17 protein-coding genes are annotated in these 16,703 nt (G+C 35.3%); 10 read left to right on the forward strand and 7 right to left on the reverse strand.

Going from position 1 to position 16,703, the window contains the following annotated elements:
• Positions 1-8: 8 nt before the first annotated feature.
• Genes K0U91_RS01245 through K0U91_RS01255 form a run of 3 tightly spaced genes read left to right on the forward strand, consistent with a single transcriptional unit; the run spans position 9 to position 3,354 of the window.
• Positions 9-665 carry a succinate dehydrogenase cytochrome b subunit gene (locus tag K0U91_RS01245; protein ID WP_220180112.1) on the forward strand — a complete coding sequence of 219 codons (657 nt, stop codon included), beginning with the start codon at positions 9-11 and terminating at the stop codon, positions 663-665.
• A gap of 11 nt (positions 666-676) precedes the next feature.
• A complete protein-coding gene (locus K0U91_RS01250; protein ID WP_220180113.1) occupies positions 677-2,593 on the forward strand; it encodes a fumarate reductase/succinate dehydrogenase flavoprotein subunit in 1,917 nt (638 codons plus the stop codon).
• A gap of 11 nt (positions 2,594-2,604) precedes the next feature.
• Complete coding sequence (locus K0U91_RS01255) at positions 2,605-3,354, forward strand: succinate dehydrogenase/fumarate reductase iron-sulfur subunit (RefSeq protein ID WP_220180114.1); 750 nt, start codon at positions 2,605-2,607, stop codon at positions 3,352-3,354.
• A gap of 301 nt (positions 3,355-3,655) precedes the next feature.
• On the opposite strand, the gene K0U91_RS01260 is transcribed toward K0U91_RS01255, so the two are convergent.
• A complete protein-coding gene (locus K0U91_RS01260; RefSeq protein ID WP_220180115.1) occupies positions 3,656-3,994 on the reverse strand; it encodes a hypothetical protein in 339 nt (112 codons plus the stop codon).
• Between the two features lie 678 nt (positions 3,995-4,672).
• Here K0U91_RS01260 and K0U91_RS01265 point away from each other — a divergent pair.
• The 4 genes from K0U91_RS01265 to K0U91_RS01280 all read left to right on the forward strand — a co-directional run bounded on the left by K0U91_RS01265 (position 4,673) and on the right by K0U91_RS01280 (position 7,072).
• Entirely contained in the window at positions 4,673-5,116 is a 444-nt protein-coding gene (locus K0U91_RS01265; protein WP_220180116.1) for a GNAT family N-acetyltransferase, read from the forward strand.
• A 234-nt stretch (positions 5,117-5,350) separates the two neighbouring features.
• Positions 5,351-6,094 carry a helix-turn-helix domain-containing protein gene (locus K0U91_RS01270; RefSeq protein WP_220180117.1) on the forward strand — a complete coding sequence of 248 codons (744 nt, stop codon included), beginning with the start codon at positions 5,351-5,353 and terminating at the stop codon, positions 6,092-6,094.
• A gap of 126 nt (positions 6,095-6,220) precedes the next feature.
• Entirely contained in the window at positions 6,221-6,661 is a 441-nt protein-coding gene (locus K0U91_RS01275) for a VOC family protein (RefSeq protein ID WP_220180118.1), read from the forward strand.
• Positions 6,662-6,679: 18 nt separating this feature from the next.
• Positions 6,680-7,072 (forward strand): VOC family protein, encoded by a 393-nt coding sequence (locus tag K0U91_RS01280; protein WP_220180119.1) that lies wholly within the window; start codon positions 6,680-6,682, stop codon positions 7,070-7,072.
• Between the two features lie 770 nt (positions 7,073-7,842).
• On the opposite strand, the gene K0U91_RS01285 is transcribed toward K0U91_RS01280, so the two are convergent.
• Entirely contained in the window at positions 7,843-8,658 is an 816-nt protein-coding gene (locus K0U91_RS01285; protein ID WP_258561888.1) for an MBL fold metallo-hydrolase, read from the reverse strand.
• A gap of 147 nt (positions 8,659-8,805) precedes the next feature.
• Here K0U91_RS01285 and K0U91_RS01290 point away from each other — a divergent pair, with 147 nt between their 5' ends.
• Positions 8,806-8,982 (forward strand): hypothetical protein, encoded by a 177-nt coding sequence (locus K0U91_RS01290; protein WP_220180120.1) that lies wholly within the window; start codon positions 8,806-8,808, stop codon positions 8,980-8,982.
• Positions 8,983-9,279: 297 nt separating this feature from the next.
• On the forward strand, positions 9,280-10,083 hold the full coding sequence (locus K0U91_RS01295; RefSeq protein ID WP_220180121.1) for a helix-turn-helix domain-containing protein: 804 nt from the start codon (positions 9,280-9,282) through the stop codon (positions 10,081-10,083).
• 556 nt (positions 10,084-10,639) lie between these two features.
• Here K0U91_RS01295 and K0U91_RS01300 read toward each other — a convergent pair.
• The 5 genes from K0U91_RS01300 to K0U91_RS01320 all read right to left on the reverse strand — a co-directional run bounded on the left by K0U91_RS01300 (position 10,640) and on the right by K0U91_RS01320 (position 15,365).
• On the reverse strand, positions 10,640-10,882 hold the full coding sequence (locus K0U91_RS01300; RefSeq protein ID WP_220180122.1) for a hypothetical protein: 243 nt from the start codon (positions 10,880-10,882) through the stop codon (positions 10,640-10,642).
• Between the two features lie 10 nt (positions 10,883-10,892).
• Complete coding sequence (locus tag K0U91_RS01305; RefSeq protein WP_220180123.1) at positions 10,893-11,306, reverse strand: DUF1896 family protein; 414 nt, start codon at positions 11,304-11,306, stop codon at positions 10,893-10,895.
• A gap of 49 nt (positions 11,307-11,355) precedes the next feature.
• Positions 11,356-13,446, reverse strand: a complete 2,091-nt coding sequence (locus K0U91_RS01310; protein ID WP_220180124.1) for a type IA DNA topoisomerase — start codon at positions 13,444-13,446, stop codon at positions 11,356-11,358.
• 78 nt (positions 13,447-13,524) lie between these two features.
• Positions 13,525-14,973, reverse strand: a complete 1,449-nt coding sequence (locus tag K0U91_RS01315) for a DUF3945 domain-containing protein (RefSeq protein ID WP_220180125.1) — start codon at positions 14,971-14,973, stop codon at positions 13,525-13,527.
• A gap of 77 nt (positions 14,974-15,050) precedes the next feature.
• Positions 15,051-15,365 carry a helix-turn-helix domain-containing protein gene (locus tag K0U91_RS01320; protein ID WP_220180126.1) on the reverse strand — a complete coding sequence of 105 codons (315 nt, stop codon included), beginning with the start codon at positions 15,363-15,365 and terminating at the stop codon, positions 15,051-15,053.
• A 266-nt stretch (positions 15,366-15,631) separates the two neighbouring features.
• Here K0U91_RS01320 and K0U91_RS01325 point away from each other — a divergent pair, with 266 nt between their 5' ends.
• Positions 15,632-16,693, forward strand: coding sequence for an ArsO family NAD(P)H-dependent flavin-containing monooxygenase (locus tag K0U91_RS01325; protein ID WP_220180127.1), 1,062 nt, complete (start codon positions 15,632-15,634; stop codon positions 16,691-16,693).
• Positions 16,694-16,703: the final 10 nt, after the last annotated feature.

The following is a 16,703-nucleotide window of genomic DNA, read 5'->3' on the forward strand; positions in this document are numbered from 1 at the left end:
TACTAAATATGCTTTCAACATTATCAAGAAAAATACTGATGTGTCTTACAGGACTTTTCCTCTGCTTTTTCCTGCTGATTCATTTCTTAGGAAATCTTCAGCTTTTTTTATCGCAGGAGCAGGCGCATCTGCAATTTAATGCCTACTCGCATTTTTTATCTGGAAATATTGCTATTAAAATTGTTTCCTATGTATTATATGCAAGTATTATTCTGCATGCAATTGATGGTCTAATCATCACGCTGAAAAATAAAAAGACAGGAGGGAATTATCAATATGAGAAACGAGAAGAAAATAGCAAATGGTACTCCAGAAATATGGGGATCCTGGGAACGTTGATTTTAATTTTTCTGGTGATCCATTTTCAGAATTTCTGGTATGTCTATAAATTTGGAAGTCTGCCATTGGATCAAGATGGAAACAAAGACCTTTACATATTAGTAGTGGCCGTTTTTAAAGAATGGTGGTATGTCATTATTTACGTTCTTTCAATGGTCGCATTATGCTACCATATGATTCATGGAATTTACAGTGCTACCAGAACATTGGGATTATTTCATCCGAAATTTGTCAAATGGTTTAAAATTATTGGAACTGCTTATTCAGTTGTCATCAGTATAGGATTTGCCCTAATGCCTGTTTATATATTTTTCACCGCCAATTAAATTGAGAAACTATGATTTTAGATTCAAAAATACCGGAAGGACCATTAGAACAAAAATGGGAAAATTATAAAAAAAGTGCAAAGCTCGTCAATCCTGCCAATCGAAAAAAACTGGATGTAATTGTTGTAGGAACAGGACTGGCGGGAAGTTCTCTCGCCGCTTCATTGGGTGAAATGGGCTATAATGTAAAATCATTCTGTTTTCAGGACAGCCCGAGACGAGCGCATTCCGTAGCGGCACAAGGAGGTGTCAACGCAGCCAAAAATTATAAAAACGATGGGGATAGTGTTTATAGAATGTTTGTTGACACCTTGAAAGGCGGCGATTTCAGAGCGCGTGAGGCCAATGTTTACCGAATGGCAGAATGTTCATTGAACCTCATCGATCAGGCTGTTGCACAGGGTGTTCCGTTCGGGAGAGAATATGGTGGGTATCTGAACAACCGGAGCTTCGGAGGGGTTCAGGTAAGTCGTACTTTTTATGCGAGAGGACAAACCGGACAACAATTGCTTTTAGGTGCTTATCAAGCTTTGATGCGACAGGTCGGGAAGAAAAGTGTTCAGTTATTTTCAAGGCACGAAATGCTTGATATGGTAATCATCGACGGAAAAGCTAGAGGAATCATAGTCCGGAATTTAGACACAGGAGAAATTGAAAGACATGCAGCCCACGCCGTTATTCTAGCAACGGGTGGATACGGAAAAATTTATTATTTATCTACTCTGGCGATGGGTTGTAACGGATCTGCGATCTGGAGGGCACATAAGAAAGGAGCACTAATGGCAGCCCCAAGCTGGATTCAGGTACACCCGACTTCACTACCACAATCTGGAGATTATCAGTCGAAGTTGACTTTAATGTCAGAATCTTTACGAAATGACGGTCGGATCTGGGTTCCTTTAAAAGAAAATGAAAACAGAAAAGCCAATGACATTCCTGAAAATGAAAGAGATTATTATCTGGAGAGACGATATCCTACTTTCGGAAATCTGGCACCAAGAGATATTTCATCAAGGGCAGCGAAAGAAAGAATCGATGCTGGTTTCGGAATCGGACCATTGAAAAATGCAGTCTATCTGGATTTCTCAAAAGCACTTAAGGAACAGGGAGAAGAAAAAATCCAGGAGAAATACGGAAATCTATTTAATATGTATCTTAAAATCACTGGTTATAATGCGTATGAGGAACCGATGATGATCTCACCTTCCGCACACTTTTCGATGGGTGGTCTTTGGGTAGATTATGAATTGATGACCACCATTCCGGGGTTATTTGCTTTAGGAGAAGCTAATTTTGCAGACCACGGAGCCAATCGACTGGGTGCAAACTCTCTGCTTCAGGCCTCTGTTGACGGATATTTTATCGCACCTTATACGATTGCCAATTACTTATCTCAGGAAATTCATACCGGAAAAATTTCGACGGATGGTATTGAATTTGAGAACGCGGAATCTCAGGTAAAACAACAGATTGAAAATTTTATTCAAATTAATGGAACAAAAACCGTTGATTATTTTCATAAAACCTTAGGGAAACTGCTTTATGATTACTGTGGATTGGCAAGAAATGCAGAAGGTCTGAAATTCGCCATCGAGGAGATCCGAAAACTGAAAGAGGAATTTTATAAAGACGTCAAAGTTTCCGGGCAAGCCGATACAATGAACAGTGAACTGGAAAAAGCAGGTCGCGTGGCCGATTATTTTGAAATTGGTGAACTGATGTGCTATGATGCCTTAACAAGAAACGAATCCTGCGGCGCCCATTTTCGAGAAGAATATCAAACTCCAGAAGGCGAAGCATTGAGGAACGATGCTGAATTTCAATTCATCTCAGCCTGGGCTTGGACGGGTGATAATAACGAGCCTGAACTTATCAAAGAACCTTTAGTTTTCGAAGAGATACAACCCACTGTAAGAAGTTATAAATAGAATAGAGAATTATGGATTTACATCTTAAAATATGGAGACAGAAAGATCATCAGAGCGAAGGGAAACTGGTGAACTATGATTTAACAGAATTAAATCCTCACATGTCTTTCCTTGAAATGCTGGACACTTTAAATGAAAAATTGATTCTTAAAGGAGAAGAACCTGTAGAATTTGACCACGACTGCCGTGAAGGAATCTGCGGGCAATGCGGCTTTATGATCAACGGCCGTGCGCACGGACCTCTTGCAAAAACTACAATATGTCAGCTTCATCTGCGATCCTTTAAAGATGGAGAAAGAATTGTAATTGAACCTTTCCGAGCCTTAGGATTTCCACTAAAAAGAGATTTAAAAGTAGACCGTTCTGCGTTTGATAGGATTATATCATCAGGAGGTTTTGTGTCAATAAACACGGGCCAGGCTCCAGATGCCACCGCTGTTGCAGTTACTCATGAAACAGCAGAAGAAGCCTTTGATTCGGCCGCTTGCATTGGGTGTGGTGCCTGTGTTGCTGCCTGTAAAAACGGAAGTGCAAGTCTTTTTACTTCAGCTAAAATAATGCATATGGCATTACTTCCACAAGGAAAAGAAGAAAGAAAAAACCGAGTCTTAAATATGGTAAAACAAATGGATTCCGAACATTTCGGTCATTGTTCCTTCACTGAAGCTTGCGAAGTTGAATGCCCGCAAGGAATTTCTGTTTTGAATATTGCCCGAATGAATTATGAATATGGCAGAGCATTATTTCTGAGGAAGAAATAATTTTTAATTTAGCTCTCTACTTCTTTACCACATACAATTTTTTTAGTTTGTGGAGCTTTATTTTCATAGTGTTATAAGAAATTTAATGTCAATAATAAAAGATCACAGGTTAGAACGACTATTTTTTAAATAATCATTTAACTCAATTTGATCTTGTTACGTTTTTTTCTGTTCATATTTTTATTTATCATTGATTTTTCTTGTGAGTTCTGTTCTGGTAGACTATTGCTGATTGAGAGCTTAATTTTTCTTTCGATTACAGCTAAATCATTTTATGAATCAACAATAGATCTTCTTTCGGTCAAGTGTTTTTGATGATCTCACTTAGAATTGGAATATCATTACGTAATTCTTTTATTTTTTTCTCTTCTTGTTTGATGAGTTCAGGAATTTTTTCTAAGGCATTGAGAAAATTCATTGATGCTAATTTTGAGTCGGAGGCCATAATACCATTATTGTAAGTATATTTTATATTTCCCTCTCCGGTAATGAAAAAGCGGTTGATTTTGATATCCATTCCTGCCTTTTCTGAAAGTTCTGAAAGGAGTAACAAATCACCTCTTTTCTGGTTTCTATTTCTTAACTCACCCTTAATCATAGACATAAATCTCACTACCTCGATAATACAAGAGTTCGACATTCATTTCCGTCAAAACACATCTTTTTAGGAAATATTGAACTAATTATTTCTCTTTCTGTCCTGATATCACCTTCCCGATATATTATATCTACGGGAAAACCACTAATAAAATGGCATCCAAAAGATTTGAGAAAGTTCGAGAATTCGGTCTTCCACTTGCCACTGTGAGTTCGGCTTCATGCTTATTGACCACACCTTCTCATTCACTTTTATCTCCGTGTATTCTTTTAGATCAAGGTCCTCTGACAACAATACTCGCTCGCCTTTGATAATTTTTGATTGACTTTGTTAATTTGCTTCGCGTTTTGTTTACTGCATTTTCAACCTGCTTTAACTTTTTGTGATACAAGTCGGCCAAGAAACTTATAGTGGCGTATGGAGTGTGGGTGCTTCTTTATCCACAAGTTCAATAATAATTAGTCTGAAAGGGAAGTCTTAAGTTTAGCTATGGACTTGGAATTTAAAAATGCTTTAAGGAGATGTAGATATATTTGTAGTGTCGGTTTTGTACTATCATTTACCACTGAACCACTATATCTTTGAGGTTCAGATATGTTGTATGCAATTTTGACATGAGAATGTAGTTAGATCAAACAGTAATTTCAGAAAAAAGAATAACTCTAAGGAAATTATTCAAGAGCATCATAATAATATATAGATATTAAATAATAAGGAGAGATGAATATTAATTACAAACAAATTGGCCCCGACGATATTGATGATTTAGAGGCGTTACTTAAGGTGTATGTCGATGTTTTTGAAATGGAAAATTTTATTATCCCAGATAAATTGCATTTGCATTCACTTATTTCAGATAATCGGATAGTCTTTCAGGTTGCTCTGGCTAATAATATGCTAATAGGTGGACTGTCCGCCTATATTTTACCATCTATCTATTCGAATATTTGTGAAGTTTATATTTATGATTTAGCAGTAAAAACAACGTTTCAAAGAAGGGGAATTGGGTGTGGCTTAATCAGTTCGCTAAAAGAATATTGCGTAGACAAAGGATACAGGTCACTATTTGTGCAAGCAGATATTGTAGATAAACATGCAATTAATTTTTATAAAGCTACGGGCGGTAAGGAGGAAAATGTTGTCCACTTTACATACCAAATTTGATCTGCTATCTGAATTTTATAGGAAATAAAATTAATCCGATATAAATTACTAAATAAAAATTGACCCGCTGTTTTATCCACATTTTCGAAGCCATTGCGATAAGTTTGTTGTGATAGCATCTAAAGACTATTTATTCAATTGTGAGTAAAAAAGTACAATTGTACCAGTGAATTTACCAAAGAAACTGGTAATTTTAGGCATGAGAGGAATACAAACATAAAGTATCTTTAAGAGATGACCTATTTAGAAATTAAACCCCACATTTTACTTCAAAACTATATTGATTCATACTGGTGCGTAAAAACTGGACTGATCCACCAACCGATGATGATTAAATTACTACCGGACGGATGTATAGATATTATATTGAATTTAGGAGCCGATATTCTTTCTGAAAATGGTAATTATGTGATGAAAAGTGGAACAGCCACCCTTGTTGGTACGATGACCGTTTTTAAGAATACATTTATACAAAATGATACTCATCTTATAGGAATCCGATTTAAGCCATTAGGCTTTTCTGCTTTTTATATATATGATTCTTTACATGCAATCACTAACAAAAGTATTGAATTTGAGAAAAAATTACTCCCTAATATTTTTCCAAACAATTTAGAAGCTAAAGATATTTTAGACGGATATTTTCTTGAAAAACTGAATCAAAAATATAATCCTCTACGAAACATTTTAAGTAATATAAATAATTATAAAGGATTAATCACTGTCGATCAACTTGCAAAAGATAATTGCATTTCAAATAGGCAACTCGAAAGAAATTTTAAACACTTTATCGGTACTAGCCCAAAAGAATACCTAAATTTTGTTAGATATCAGCTCGCATTAAAAATGATAAAGCAAAGAGCTGGCAACAGAAGTTTACTGGATATCGCGTTTGAAACCGGTTTTTATGATCACTCACATCTTACAAATCAAGTAAAAAAACGTACTGGACTACCTCCGTCTCAATTTACGGCATAAAATATTTACTACTTATGATACGTCACTAATTTTAAGTAAGCAAAATAGTGTCGTTTTTTTCCAAAGTAGAGCTAAAATTTCTTCGTTACTTTTGCCTTAAATAGTTGGTTTTTTTATAAAATTTACATGAAACAAAGAGCAAGCATCATAATGATTGGAGTTGATAATCTGGAGGCAATGAAACAATTTTATATAGAAAAATTTGAATGGCAAATTGAAGCTCAAGCTAGCGATATTATTTTTTTTAAGCTAAACGGCTTTCTATTTGGACTTTATGGGAGAAAGAACTTAGCTAATTTTGTAGGTACGACAGGAGAAAGAAGTGGTTTCAAACCCTATCTATTAGCTTACATGGTGAGTTCAAAACTAATCGTAAAACAGCTGTATAAACAGCTTAAGACAAGAGGAGTACAAATTATTGGAGAACCCGAAGAATCATCTTTTGGAGGTTATTATTTCTTGATCGCTGATGTTGAGGAAAATGTTTGGGAAATAGCTTACAATCCATTTATTAAACTTGATAAAAAAGGCAATGTAGTCGCACATCAAAATATTGATAAACTTTAAACATTAAACATTAAAATAATGATACAATTTTCTTATACTATCCTTTACGTAAACGACGTAAATAAGTCAGTTTCTTTTTATGCAACGGCATTTGGCTTCAATAAAAAATTTGTAACGCCTGATAACCAATATGGCGAGGTTGCTACCGGACCAACTACGCTCTCATTTGCGACGACTGCACTTGCAAATTCTAACCTTAAAGACGGTTTTTTAAATGCTGATCTAGAGAATAAACCTTTCGGAATTGAAATTGGTTTCACAACCGATGATGTGAAAGCTTCTTTAGAAAAGGCTGTTATGGCAGGAGCAGTAGTAGTTTCCAGCCCTATAACAAAACCATGGGGTCAAGTTGTAGCATACGTTAGAGATATTGATGGTTTCCTAATAGAAATTTGTACTCCAATGGTGTAACCTAGTGTAAGTCCTCCTAATTCGCACTACTTTGCAAATTTTTTAATCAGGCGGCCAAAAATTTACACCAGCCGTGACGCCTTGCATCTTAATGCTTTGATGTTCATCAAGTTTTATAGCGGCAGGCGTTGATCTAAAAAATGGTTGCAGAAGTTGTCATTATCCAACCGCTGCAAATTATCCTTAGGCTAAATCCGCGATATCAGAAGACAAAGCTTATCGATATACAAAATAAGGAGACATAACCGGGTGTGCTTCAGGATAACTACTACTCACAAGAAGAAGTTCAAATTGTATTGATATCTTTATTGCCTATCAGCCTGTAAGGTTGTTATCTCGACAGCATATCATTAACAGCAATGCCATCTGCGTAATTACAATTATATCGGTAGGAACAGTTGTGCCATTGTATGTAAAATATTCAATATTATTATAGCCTTCTGTGTCAGTGCGCTTAACGGAATCTGATCTGACATCGTCCATTGTATAAGCTTTTCTCCTTAAGAGGTTTGAACCTTCATGCTTAAAATAATGAACAGCCCGCATGTCTTCCGCTTATGCCGGAAATCCATCTTATTCTAAGCTTACACCAGTATTAAAATATGGTTGTAAATAGTGAGATGCCGTAAGTCCAAGTATATATCTGCCTTTTGCGCTGTCAACAAATCCAAAGAGTATGTCGCCTTAGAAAAAGCTTTTACAACTACTTCCTCAGTGATATAATTAGTGTGAACAGTTACCTTTGGCTAAATTGTAACATATGTTGATTATTACTTGTTATGTCTTAATAAATTATCAAACTCTGATCTGTCATGATAGCAATAAACAAGAATTTCAGGATTCTTTGATATGAAATTTTTTATTCTTTTTAGCGTGTTTATTCTTTCTGAATCATTGTCAGCTCTAAGTTGTGCAAGCTGATTAACTGGATGTAAATTATTATATAATTCCTCTCTTAAATAATAAGCATCTCCAATATAAAACAGCCACGTATCATTATACTTTATTGCTATACCACAGTGTCCGATAGTATGCCCAAATAATGGAATTAAAAACACTGAAAAACTTTTTCCTAATGTAACCTCTCTGGCTTCAAATTCAAACCAGGTTTTCTTTGATTTTGAGTAGGTGTAAATATTAAGTTCATTTAAAATTTGCCATTTTAAATACCGGGGATTTCCTTGCTTAAAATTCTCGTATTCTTCATAACTGACATGGACTTTTGAATTAGGAAAATCTGCTAAAGCTCCAATATGATCTGGATCTAAGTGTGAAATCACACAATGTTTGACTTTGTTAGGATCAAGACCAAGTTTCTTAATTTGTTTAAAAGCAGTTAGATCTTCATCAAACATGAATCCGGCTGCTTCGATTAACTCATCGCCAAGACGCTCTGATGGATTTTTTGTGTCAAGCATTCCGATACCTACATCAATCATTATTAAATCACCTTCATTTTCTATCAGTAGGCAATGACCTATAACATCGTCATTAATTGGATTTACAATTTTAAGACAGTTGAGATGATGCAAATTTTTCATTACTAACTTAAGGTTAACATTTAAAAGGAGAAAATGTCCTTTCATAATTTGTTCAAAAATAATATGCATATACAACAATTGATTGTAAAATCCCGACAGCGTAGGTCTCATCGGAAAAACTATTTTATACCTATGTCTGATTTTTACAATTATTCACTTGCATTATTTCAATTTTGAAAAAAAAGATAATACATGAAAGACATCGTATCAAGCTTATTGATTGGCATGAAGCAAAAAAAATTTATTGTAAAAGCAGCTGTTGGTCCTAAGTTTATCAAAATCAATGTTTATAAATATGAATGGTTGAGTGTTTCGTATTCAAAAGGTTTATTCGCAGATCATCGATGCAGAAAAGTTTATATGAATTAATGCTTTCAAGAAAAGTTTAGATTTGGAGAATGAAGGTGCCAAGGCTTACAAAATTAAAGAAAATACGTCTTTATTTATTTGCAATTATTATGTTGATTATCATACTGTTAACAACTGGTTTAAAATTTTTTATCATCAATGGAAAAACTTTAATAGAACTTGCAAGCTAATTTGTTTATCTGTTTTTAAATTAATGCTTAACTAAAATTTTCTGAACAAAAGTGTGTTGTTTTGAATAAATTTTTAGTCATACCACATTTTATAATTAATTTTGATTTATAAAAACTTTAGAAAATTGTGAAATATCAAGTTTATAATCCACCTCCAATATTAAAAGAATATGTACGTTATTTTTGGAGTATCGATCATGAAGATGACGGTGGTGTAGAGAAGATAATAAAAATCTTTGCAGACCGATTTCCTAGATTAATTTTCCAAAATCTCGATGGCCACATTCCCACAAAATCTGATAGCGGAATTGTCCTACCTAATTCCTTTTTAAGCGGAATTATTACAAAACAAACTAAATATCACGTTAAAGGGTCTTATTCTCACATAGGAGTGAGTTTCTATCCCCATGCGATTAAATCGCTATTTGGAATAGATGCACAGGAATTGACTGATTCCTTACCTGATATTACAAATTTCAGTTCTCAAGAGTTAAATGAAAAATTATATGATGTATCTACGCATGAGGAAAAGATAGAAATATTAGTCCAATATTTAACCCTCAAGTTTTTTAATTTTCCAACCAAAACTGAGGAAATTAAACAGATTATTCACTCAGGTATGGATTACTCCACAACTGTAAAAAAAATGGTAACTGAACATAGGATATCGGAAAGAAAATTGGAAAGAATGTTTAAAACATCGATAGGGGTATCCCCTAAAAAGTTTTTAAGAATATTAAGATTTGAGAAAGCAATTAATTTGCTGAATAGCGATAAAAAGAACTGTATTGCTGAAATAGCTTATGAGTTAGATTATGTTGATCAATCACATTTTACAAAGGAGTTTAAAGATTTTTCTGGATTTACACCTAAAGATTTTCAAAATAAAAAAAAATTTGGACAGGAAAGTTCATCATTTTTGATAAAATAACTACTGCAAAAATTGATATTCCTGATATTATTGATGACATCTTGATGCTGCAGGCTTTTTTTGTGCATCATCGGATATGCCGAGGGAGCAAAACTCTCAAAAACATTTGGGGATGGCAGGTAATCTCTCGGGCATTAGGTATATCATTGTTTTTATGGCTCCTGTAATCTTCTTCCTGCCTCTGTCATCATTCGCTGAGTAAACACAGCTGCCTAACGTGGCTACCTTTCGTGTACGCATTTTGAAAAGATTTGTGGGCAAAGGAGACAGTACGCCCTTATTTAACTATTAGGCTTCTCCTGAAACTAATCAGATTTCTTATACGAATCGCAAGCTTATTATTTTGAGAAAATGGATCAGAGTTACTAATAAAAGACTTGATAAAGGCACCGGTTCCAGCGGAGGGTTCAAGAAAGTTCTTAATAAATATTCCCTGATTATTAATTACTTCTGTAATAGTATCTATTAACATTGGTGGTGTATAAAAAGCTGTCAAAACAGAACTTCAGATACTGTCAAGCTAACGAATATATTCTTTTTCATTGATTGAATTTTCTCACAGAATCTTGTGGAGCTCTTGAGTGAGAGGGAGAAAAGGAAGGTCTGATTTCGTCCAGTATTTTTCAACACCGGAACCTTGAACAGGATTGAGCACAAATTTCAATCCTCCGAAACCGGAGTATCTCTGCATTTGCGCAATTTCTGCTGCACTTGCTTTGCGTTTTTGTTTTTCCAGGGCAAATACAATTCGCAGAGCATCTAGATTCTCACGCAAATGCTGATTCCTATTGAACCCCATGTTCCTCAATCTAAATTTGAATACGTCCGGTCAGTTCAGTATACAATACATCATAGTCCAAACTGTCCTCAAACTCTTTTGTAAGATGATATCCTGAAAATACAGAGTCACATTCTGTCAACATCTTCAACGCCAAAGGTCGAATCTCTTCGTCAGCTAAGACAAGACTGAATTCATTGCAAATCACTTTAAAGATCAGATCGTATCTTGAAAAAGTTAATTCTTCAAACAATATTGATTCTGCGATCTCAGTGCAGTATGAAACAGAATGACCTTCTTTGAAGGCATTTTCATAGGCACTCTCCGCAAGCTGTGATCGTAGCAAGATGAATTTTTGATCGTTTCTTTTATCAGGAAAGCTTACAGACAGAAGCTCTGTCAATCGTAAACTGAAATACGACAAATCTGGTTTTTGTTGGTTCATAACAGTAGTTTGTAAAATTGGAGAGTTGTGTTACTTTTTTGGTTCGAGCTTATTTGCGTTTCATTTTTCGATCTGGAAATTCGAATCCTGTCGAATAGTCATCTTGCAGAACCAGTGATGCATCGAACTTTTTCCCTGATTTACTTGTCATGTTTTTCAGGAGCGAAGTTTTACCTTTTTCAAGTAATGAGCTGATGTCAGCTAGCTCTAAGTGAACACCACAAATATTTCTGAATTGTATCCACAAACATTTCTCATCAGGACATTTGACCACTTTATCCTTAATAATCAATATTTGATTCTTGCATTTAGGACAGTTCAGAACGGGTTGTTTTTCGCTGGGAATATCGAGTGATAAAAGTTCGGCAGTAATTTGGGATGTATACTCTTTAATTTTATTAAGAAAGTCATCTTCATCTGATTCTCCTTGCTCAATTTGGTGGAGCGCCATCTCCCACTCTGCAGTCATTTGTACATTGGCTATCTTTTTATCTTTCACGAGTTCAAAAACCTGCAATCCTTTTTGAGTCGGAATCAGTAATTTGTTCTTTCGTTCGACATAATTTCTCTTAAGCAAGGTTTCAATAATAGAAGCTCTCGTTGCCGGTGTACCGATTCCTATATTCTGAATTGCTTTTTGTTCTTCTCTATCTTTAATCAGTTTACCTGCATTTTCCATAGCAGATAATACATCAGCCTCGGTATACAGTTTAAGAGGTTGCGTTACTTTATCTAAAATTTCTGACTTTGAGATCTTAAGTTCATCTCCTATTTTGAGTTCAGGAAAATCAGCTAGTGATTCCATATTCTCATCAAGATCAGATAAAATTCCTTTTATCGCCCGCCATCCTTGCTGAAGTATTTTCGTCCCTTTTGATTTGAATTCATAATCATTCACTTTAAGCGTGATATGGGTAATCTCTTTAGAACAGGGTTCAGATAATGATTCTAAAAGCGAGAAAGCAATCATATCATACACTGCATTTTCTTTTGCAGATACTGTTGAAGGAATCTTGCCGGTAATTATTAATGCATGGTGATCAGTGACTTTAAGATCATTCACTATCTGCTTGTTAAAATTTCCAAATTGCAGGTTTGAGAATGCTTTTTTAAATTTTTCGTGACTGTTAAGGCATCTTACAAGCTCTGGAATTTCAGTCCATAGATCCTCGGGAATATATCGACTGCCTGTTCTGGGATACGTGATGAATTTCTTTTCATACAGACTTTGTGCAATTTGTAAGGTCTCATCTGCAGAAAACCCAAGCTTTCGGTTGGCTTCTTTTTGCAAAGCCGTGAGATCAAAAAGCAAAGGAGCGGACTCTGAAACCATTTTTACCTGCACATCGGTAACCTGAGCTTTTCCTTCGCGCTCGATGAATCTAAGGATCTGTTCAGCTGATCTCTTTTCATCCCATTGATCAGATGACTGACTCGTGAAGTCGATGTAGCCTTTTCGATGCTTTAATTGAATCTGCCAATATTTTGTAGAATTAAAGTTCTGATTTTCCTGAAACCTTCTGCAGATCAAAGCCAATGTGGGAGTTTGCACTCTTCCTAAAGAATAGACTTCATTACCTGCAGAAATACTGAGTGCCTGAGAAGCATTGATCCCTACCAACCAGTCCGCTTCGCTTCTTGCTTTCCCTGCGTAATACAATCCATTAAAATCTGATCCTGCCTTTAATTGTTTAAATCCATCTGCGATCGCTTTTTCAGTCAGTGAACTGATCCAAAGCCTTTCAAAAGGTTTTTTGCATTTCAAAAAATCATAAATGTAACGGAAAATCAATTCTCCTTCCCTGCCGGCATCGGTCGCTACAATAATGCTACTGCATTGATCGAAAACCTCATTGATGATTTTTAGTTGTTTTACAGCCAACGGATCAGGATGGTATGATTTCCCTTTCTTCATATTCTTTTGGGTCAACTGGAAGGGATTAGGAATGATCGGAAGAGATTCCTTTTGAAAAGATGGAATGTTGTAATCTTCCGGCATCGCCAGTGAGACCAGATGACCGAGAGCCCAGGTTACACAATATCCGTTTCCGATCAGATATCCTTTTTTTTGCTCAGAAATCTGAAGAAGCTGGGCAATTTCTCTTGCAACACTGGGTTTTTCTGCAATGATTGCTTTCATGATTAATGGTATATTTTAGTTAATGCAAATGGATTGATGGATTGATTGAAGGTTGGAATGCTTAAAAAGTTTAAATTCCTATACTCTTCGTCCTTTTGATCTCGTAGGTTTATTCTGCTGATCTTCCTGTTGCTTATTCGCAGGTTCTTTCTGTTTTGGCTGAAGCGGCTCTTTTATATTTTTGGTAGCTTCATTGGTTTTACCGTCAGAGTTAACAGCAGTCTGTGTCTTGTGATCTTCCGACGGCTGCACTTTTTCTTTCAATTGGTTTGGATTGTTAAATGAAAATTCTGTCTTTGAAGTTTCTTTATTAAAGGTGATATACCCTTGATATTCTTTTCCTTTACTGTCTGTCAATCCACTCACATAGATTGTTTCTCCAGCTTTGAACTTATTGTACTGATCAGCTTCGAGCTCTTTTCCTCTGAAAATCTTTGGAGCTGCAGTGTTGGTATTTTGAGATTGAGACTGGATATTCTTTTCAGATTGACGTTGATGTTGGGTTTTGTCAAACAGAAATTCTACATACCGCTTGTCTGCATTGAACTGTACCGTCGCATTAAAAGGTTCTCCTTTTTTTGATATCATTCCTTCAATATGCAGAGGTTTTCCGTCCTGTAAAGTTTGTTTTTGTTGATCGTCAAGTTTTACTCCTTTCAGTTCATCAGGAATTTTAATGTATTGCGTTTTTAAGGCGATCAGTTCATTCGTCAATCGGTCAACACTGATAATGGATGGAATGGGTTCACCGGTCTTGAAATTTTTCAATTCCACGACTCTACCCATGTTTCCTGTGGTTAACAAGTTTTTCTTGTCTTCCTCTGTAAATTGGTGTCCGAAAAATGGGAAATTAAGTTGGGGTTCTTTTCTGATACCATGAATGGCCATCATTACTTTTCCTTCTTCATTTTGTTGTAGAGAAAGCCTCGCATCCAATTTCGTAATGGCTCCTTCAAAGTTGATACTGATCGAAATTAAATCATTGGTTTTATAGCCTTTTAATAGTGAATCTAAAATATTTAATTTCTCCAGTCTCTCTTTATTGAGACCTAGATTGGACATCGTATCCCAATCAATCTGCTCAGGTTTGAATCTGTAATCATTGTTTTCTGTGTTTGGCTCTTTTGCTTCCATGTCGATTTTATTTTTTGTTGTTTCTGTGTCATTTAATTTTACTTCTGCACTTTCCAGCGCAGCCTTGCTTTCATCAGTCGGATGATCAACATATTTTTGAATTTCTTTTGCTTTTTCCTGTGCTTCTACCGCCGGAACTTTAAAAAAAGAGAATTGACTTGGATTTTTCAACTGGCTGAAAAAATTGGAGAAGAAGTTGGAAAACAGATCACCGGATTTATCAACCCTCATGAACTGGTTTTGATTTCTTTTATTGGGCTCAACAGTTTTTAATCTACCTTTTTCATCAATACCGGTAACGGCTTGGATTTTCATTTTTTTCTTATCAAGTACGAGTAATATATCTGATAGCTCTTCTAACTCAGGAATTTTGCTTGAATTGGTTTCACTCATAATAATTGTTGTTTTAATTGTGACCTTAAAATTATCTGGCTTTTGAAACAGTTTACATTATCTAGTAATCTGAGGAATTACTTGTCATTGCCTTTCTCTGTAATCCTGACAGCACTATGAAAATTATTACGGATAAACTGATCGACATCAGATCTCTTGTAGTATAATTTACCACTGATAGTGTAGTACGGTAGCTTTTTATCTGATCGGTATCGCTGCAGCGATCTTGAACTGATCTTAAGGAGCTGTAGGACGTCCTGATTATCCAGCAATTGTTCTCCGTCAATCTCTGTGTTTTGTAACTGCTTCTTGACAATAGACTCTTTAAGGATGTCAAACCGTTCCATGATTCTTTCCATCCAAGCTGTAAATTCTGTTCTTTCTATATGCATCTTTTTGAAATTTTTAATTGTAAATCTTCTTTGGTGATTAGGGATAATGTAACCCCTATTAATCTATTTTGTTAAAGCAAAGTTTCTAAACATTGGGTATAAAAAATCACTACCTTTTCGGAGTACCGAAGGAATTAGTGATAATAGCAGATTTTTAAATCCTGAATGGACTTCAACTAGTATACAAAATCAGGCATGATGAGTTGATCGAATAACAAAGTGGAATATCTGGATATATAAAATAAATTGAACTAAAAGTAAAATCAATGGATGAAATTTTTGACGTTATAGTGATTGGTGGAGGTCAAAGTGCTTTAGCTTGCGGATACTATCTGAGGAGAGCTAAACTAAATTATCTTATATTGGATAAACAATATGGACCCGGAGGTGCATGGCTTCACACTTGGGACAGTCTTACTCTTTTTTCACCTGCTGAATACAGTTCATTGCCAGGTTGGGCTATGCCAAAATCTGAGCATAAGTTTCCGCTAAGACATGAGGTGATTGACTATTTACGTCTTTATGAACTTCACTATCAACTGAATGTTAGAAGAGGAATTGAAGTCAGTACAATCATAAAAGAAGAAAATATTTTTACAGTTCATTCAAAGAATGGTAATTTCAATGCCAAAACAGTTATTTCTGCGACAGGAACTTGGGGGCATCCTTTAATTCCAGATTTAGAAGGCCGCAAAAATTTTCAAGGAATACAGATTCATTCTCAAATTTATAAAAACCCCGAAGATTTTACTGGAATGAAAACTTTGGTTATCGGTGAGGGTAATTCGGGTGCTCAGATTGTTGCAGAACTTTCAAAAGTTACGAACGTAAAATGGTCAACAAAACATGAACCACGATTTCTTCCTGAAAATGTCGATGGGTATTATTTATTTAATGTGGCTTCAGCAAAATATAAGGCGGAGAAAGAAGGAAAACCATTTGACGCATCTAAGTATAACTTGGGAAACATTGTGTTGGTTCCTCCTGTGAAGGAAGCTCGAGACAGAGGTGCTCTGATTTCGGAAGGAATATTCCATAAACTGTATGATAAAGGGGTGATTTGGGATCATGGAGAAAAAGAAGAATTTGATGCTTTAATATGGTGTACGGGTTTCGGCTATGATACTTCCTTTTTAAAATCAATCATTCAAGTTGATGAAAAAGGTATTACTGAAACTAGAGATAGTAAATCATTAGAAGTGGAAGGTTTGTGGTTAGTGGGCTATGGTAATTGGACAGGCTATGCATCTGCAACATTGATCGGTCTGAACAGGACAGCCAAACAAACCATTATCGAGATTGAAGAATTCTTAACTAAAAATAAATAATATGAAAATT

Source organism: Chryseobacterium sp. LJ668, from assembly GCF_019613955.1.
Taxonomy (GTDB): domain Bacteria; phylum Bacteroidota; class Bacteroidia; order Flavobacteriales; family Weeksellaceae; genus Chryseobacterium.

Bases quoted from the DNA above. Each gene is read 5' to 3' on its own strand.
- K0U91_RS01245 (WP_220180112.1), top strand. From the start codon at position 9: ATGCTTTCAACATTATCAAGAAAAATACTGATGTGTCTTACAGGACTT.
- K0U91_RS01250 (WP_220180113.1), top strand. From the start codon at position 677: ATGATTTTAGATTCAAAAATACCGGAAGGACCATTAGAACAAAAATGG.
- K0U91_RS01255 (WP_220180114.1), top strand. From the start codon at position 2,605: ATGGATTTACATCTTAAAATATGGAGACAGAAAGATCATCAGAGCGAA.
- K0U91_RS01260 (WP_220180115.1), bottom strand. From the start codon at position 3,994: ATGTCGAACTCTTGTATTATCGAGGTAGTGAGATTTATGTCTATGATT.
- K0U91_RS01265 (WP_220180116.1), top strand. From the start codon at position 4,673: ATGAATATTAATTACAAACAAATTGGCCCCGACGATATTGATGATTTA.
- K0U91_RS01270 (WP_220180117.1), top strand. From the start codon at position 5,351: ATGACCTATTTAGAAATTAAACCCCACATTTTACTTCAAAACTATATT.
- K0U91_RS01275 (WP_220180118.1), top strand. From the start codon at position 6,221: ATGAAACAAAGAGCAAGCATCATAATGATTGGAGTTGATAATCTGGAG.
- K0U91_RS01280 (WP_220180119.1), top strand. From the start codon at position 6,680: ATGATACAATTTTCTTATACTATCCTTTACGTAAACGACGTAAATAAG.
- K0U91_RS01285 (WP_258561888.1), bottom strand. From the start codon at position 8,658: ATGAAAGGACATTTTCTCCTTTTAAATGTTAACCTTAAGTTAGTAATG.
- K0U91_RS01290 (WP_220180120.1), top strand. From the start codon at position 8,806: ATGAAAGACATCGTATCAAGCTTATTGATTGGCATGAAGCAAAAAAAA.
- K0U91_RS01300 (WP_220180122.1), bottom strand. From the start codon at position 10,882: ATGGGGTTCAATAGGAATCAGCATTTGCGTGAGAATCTAGATGCTCTG.
- K0U91_RS01305 (WP_220180123.1), bottom strand. From the start codon at position 11,306: ATGAACCAACAAAAACCAGATTTGTCGTATTTCAGTTTACGATTGACA.
- K0U91_RS01310 (WP_220180124.1), bottom strand. From the start codon at position 13,446: ATGAAAGCAATCATTGCAGAAAAACCCAGTGTTGCAAGAGAAATTGCC.
- K0U91_RS01315 (WP_220180125.1), bottom strand. From the start codon at position 14,973: ATGAGTGAAACCAATTCAAGCAAAATTCCTGAGTTAGAAGAGCTATCA.
- K0U91_RS01320 (WP_220180126.1), bottom strand. From the start codon at position 15,365: ATGCATATAGAAAGAACAGAATTTACAGCTTGGATGGAAAGAATCATG.
- K0U91_RS01325 (WP_220180127.1), top strand. From the start codon at position 15,632: ATGGATGAAATTTTTGACGTTATAGTGATTGGTGGAGGTCAAAGTGCT.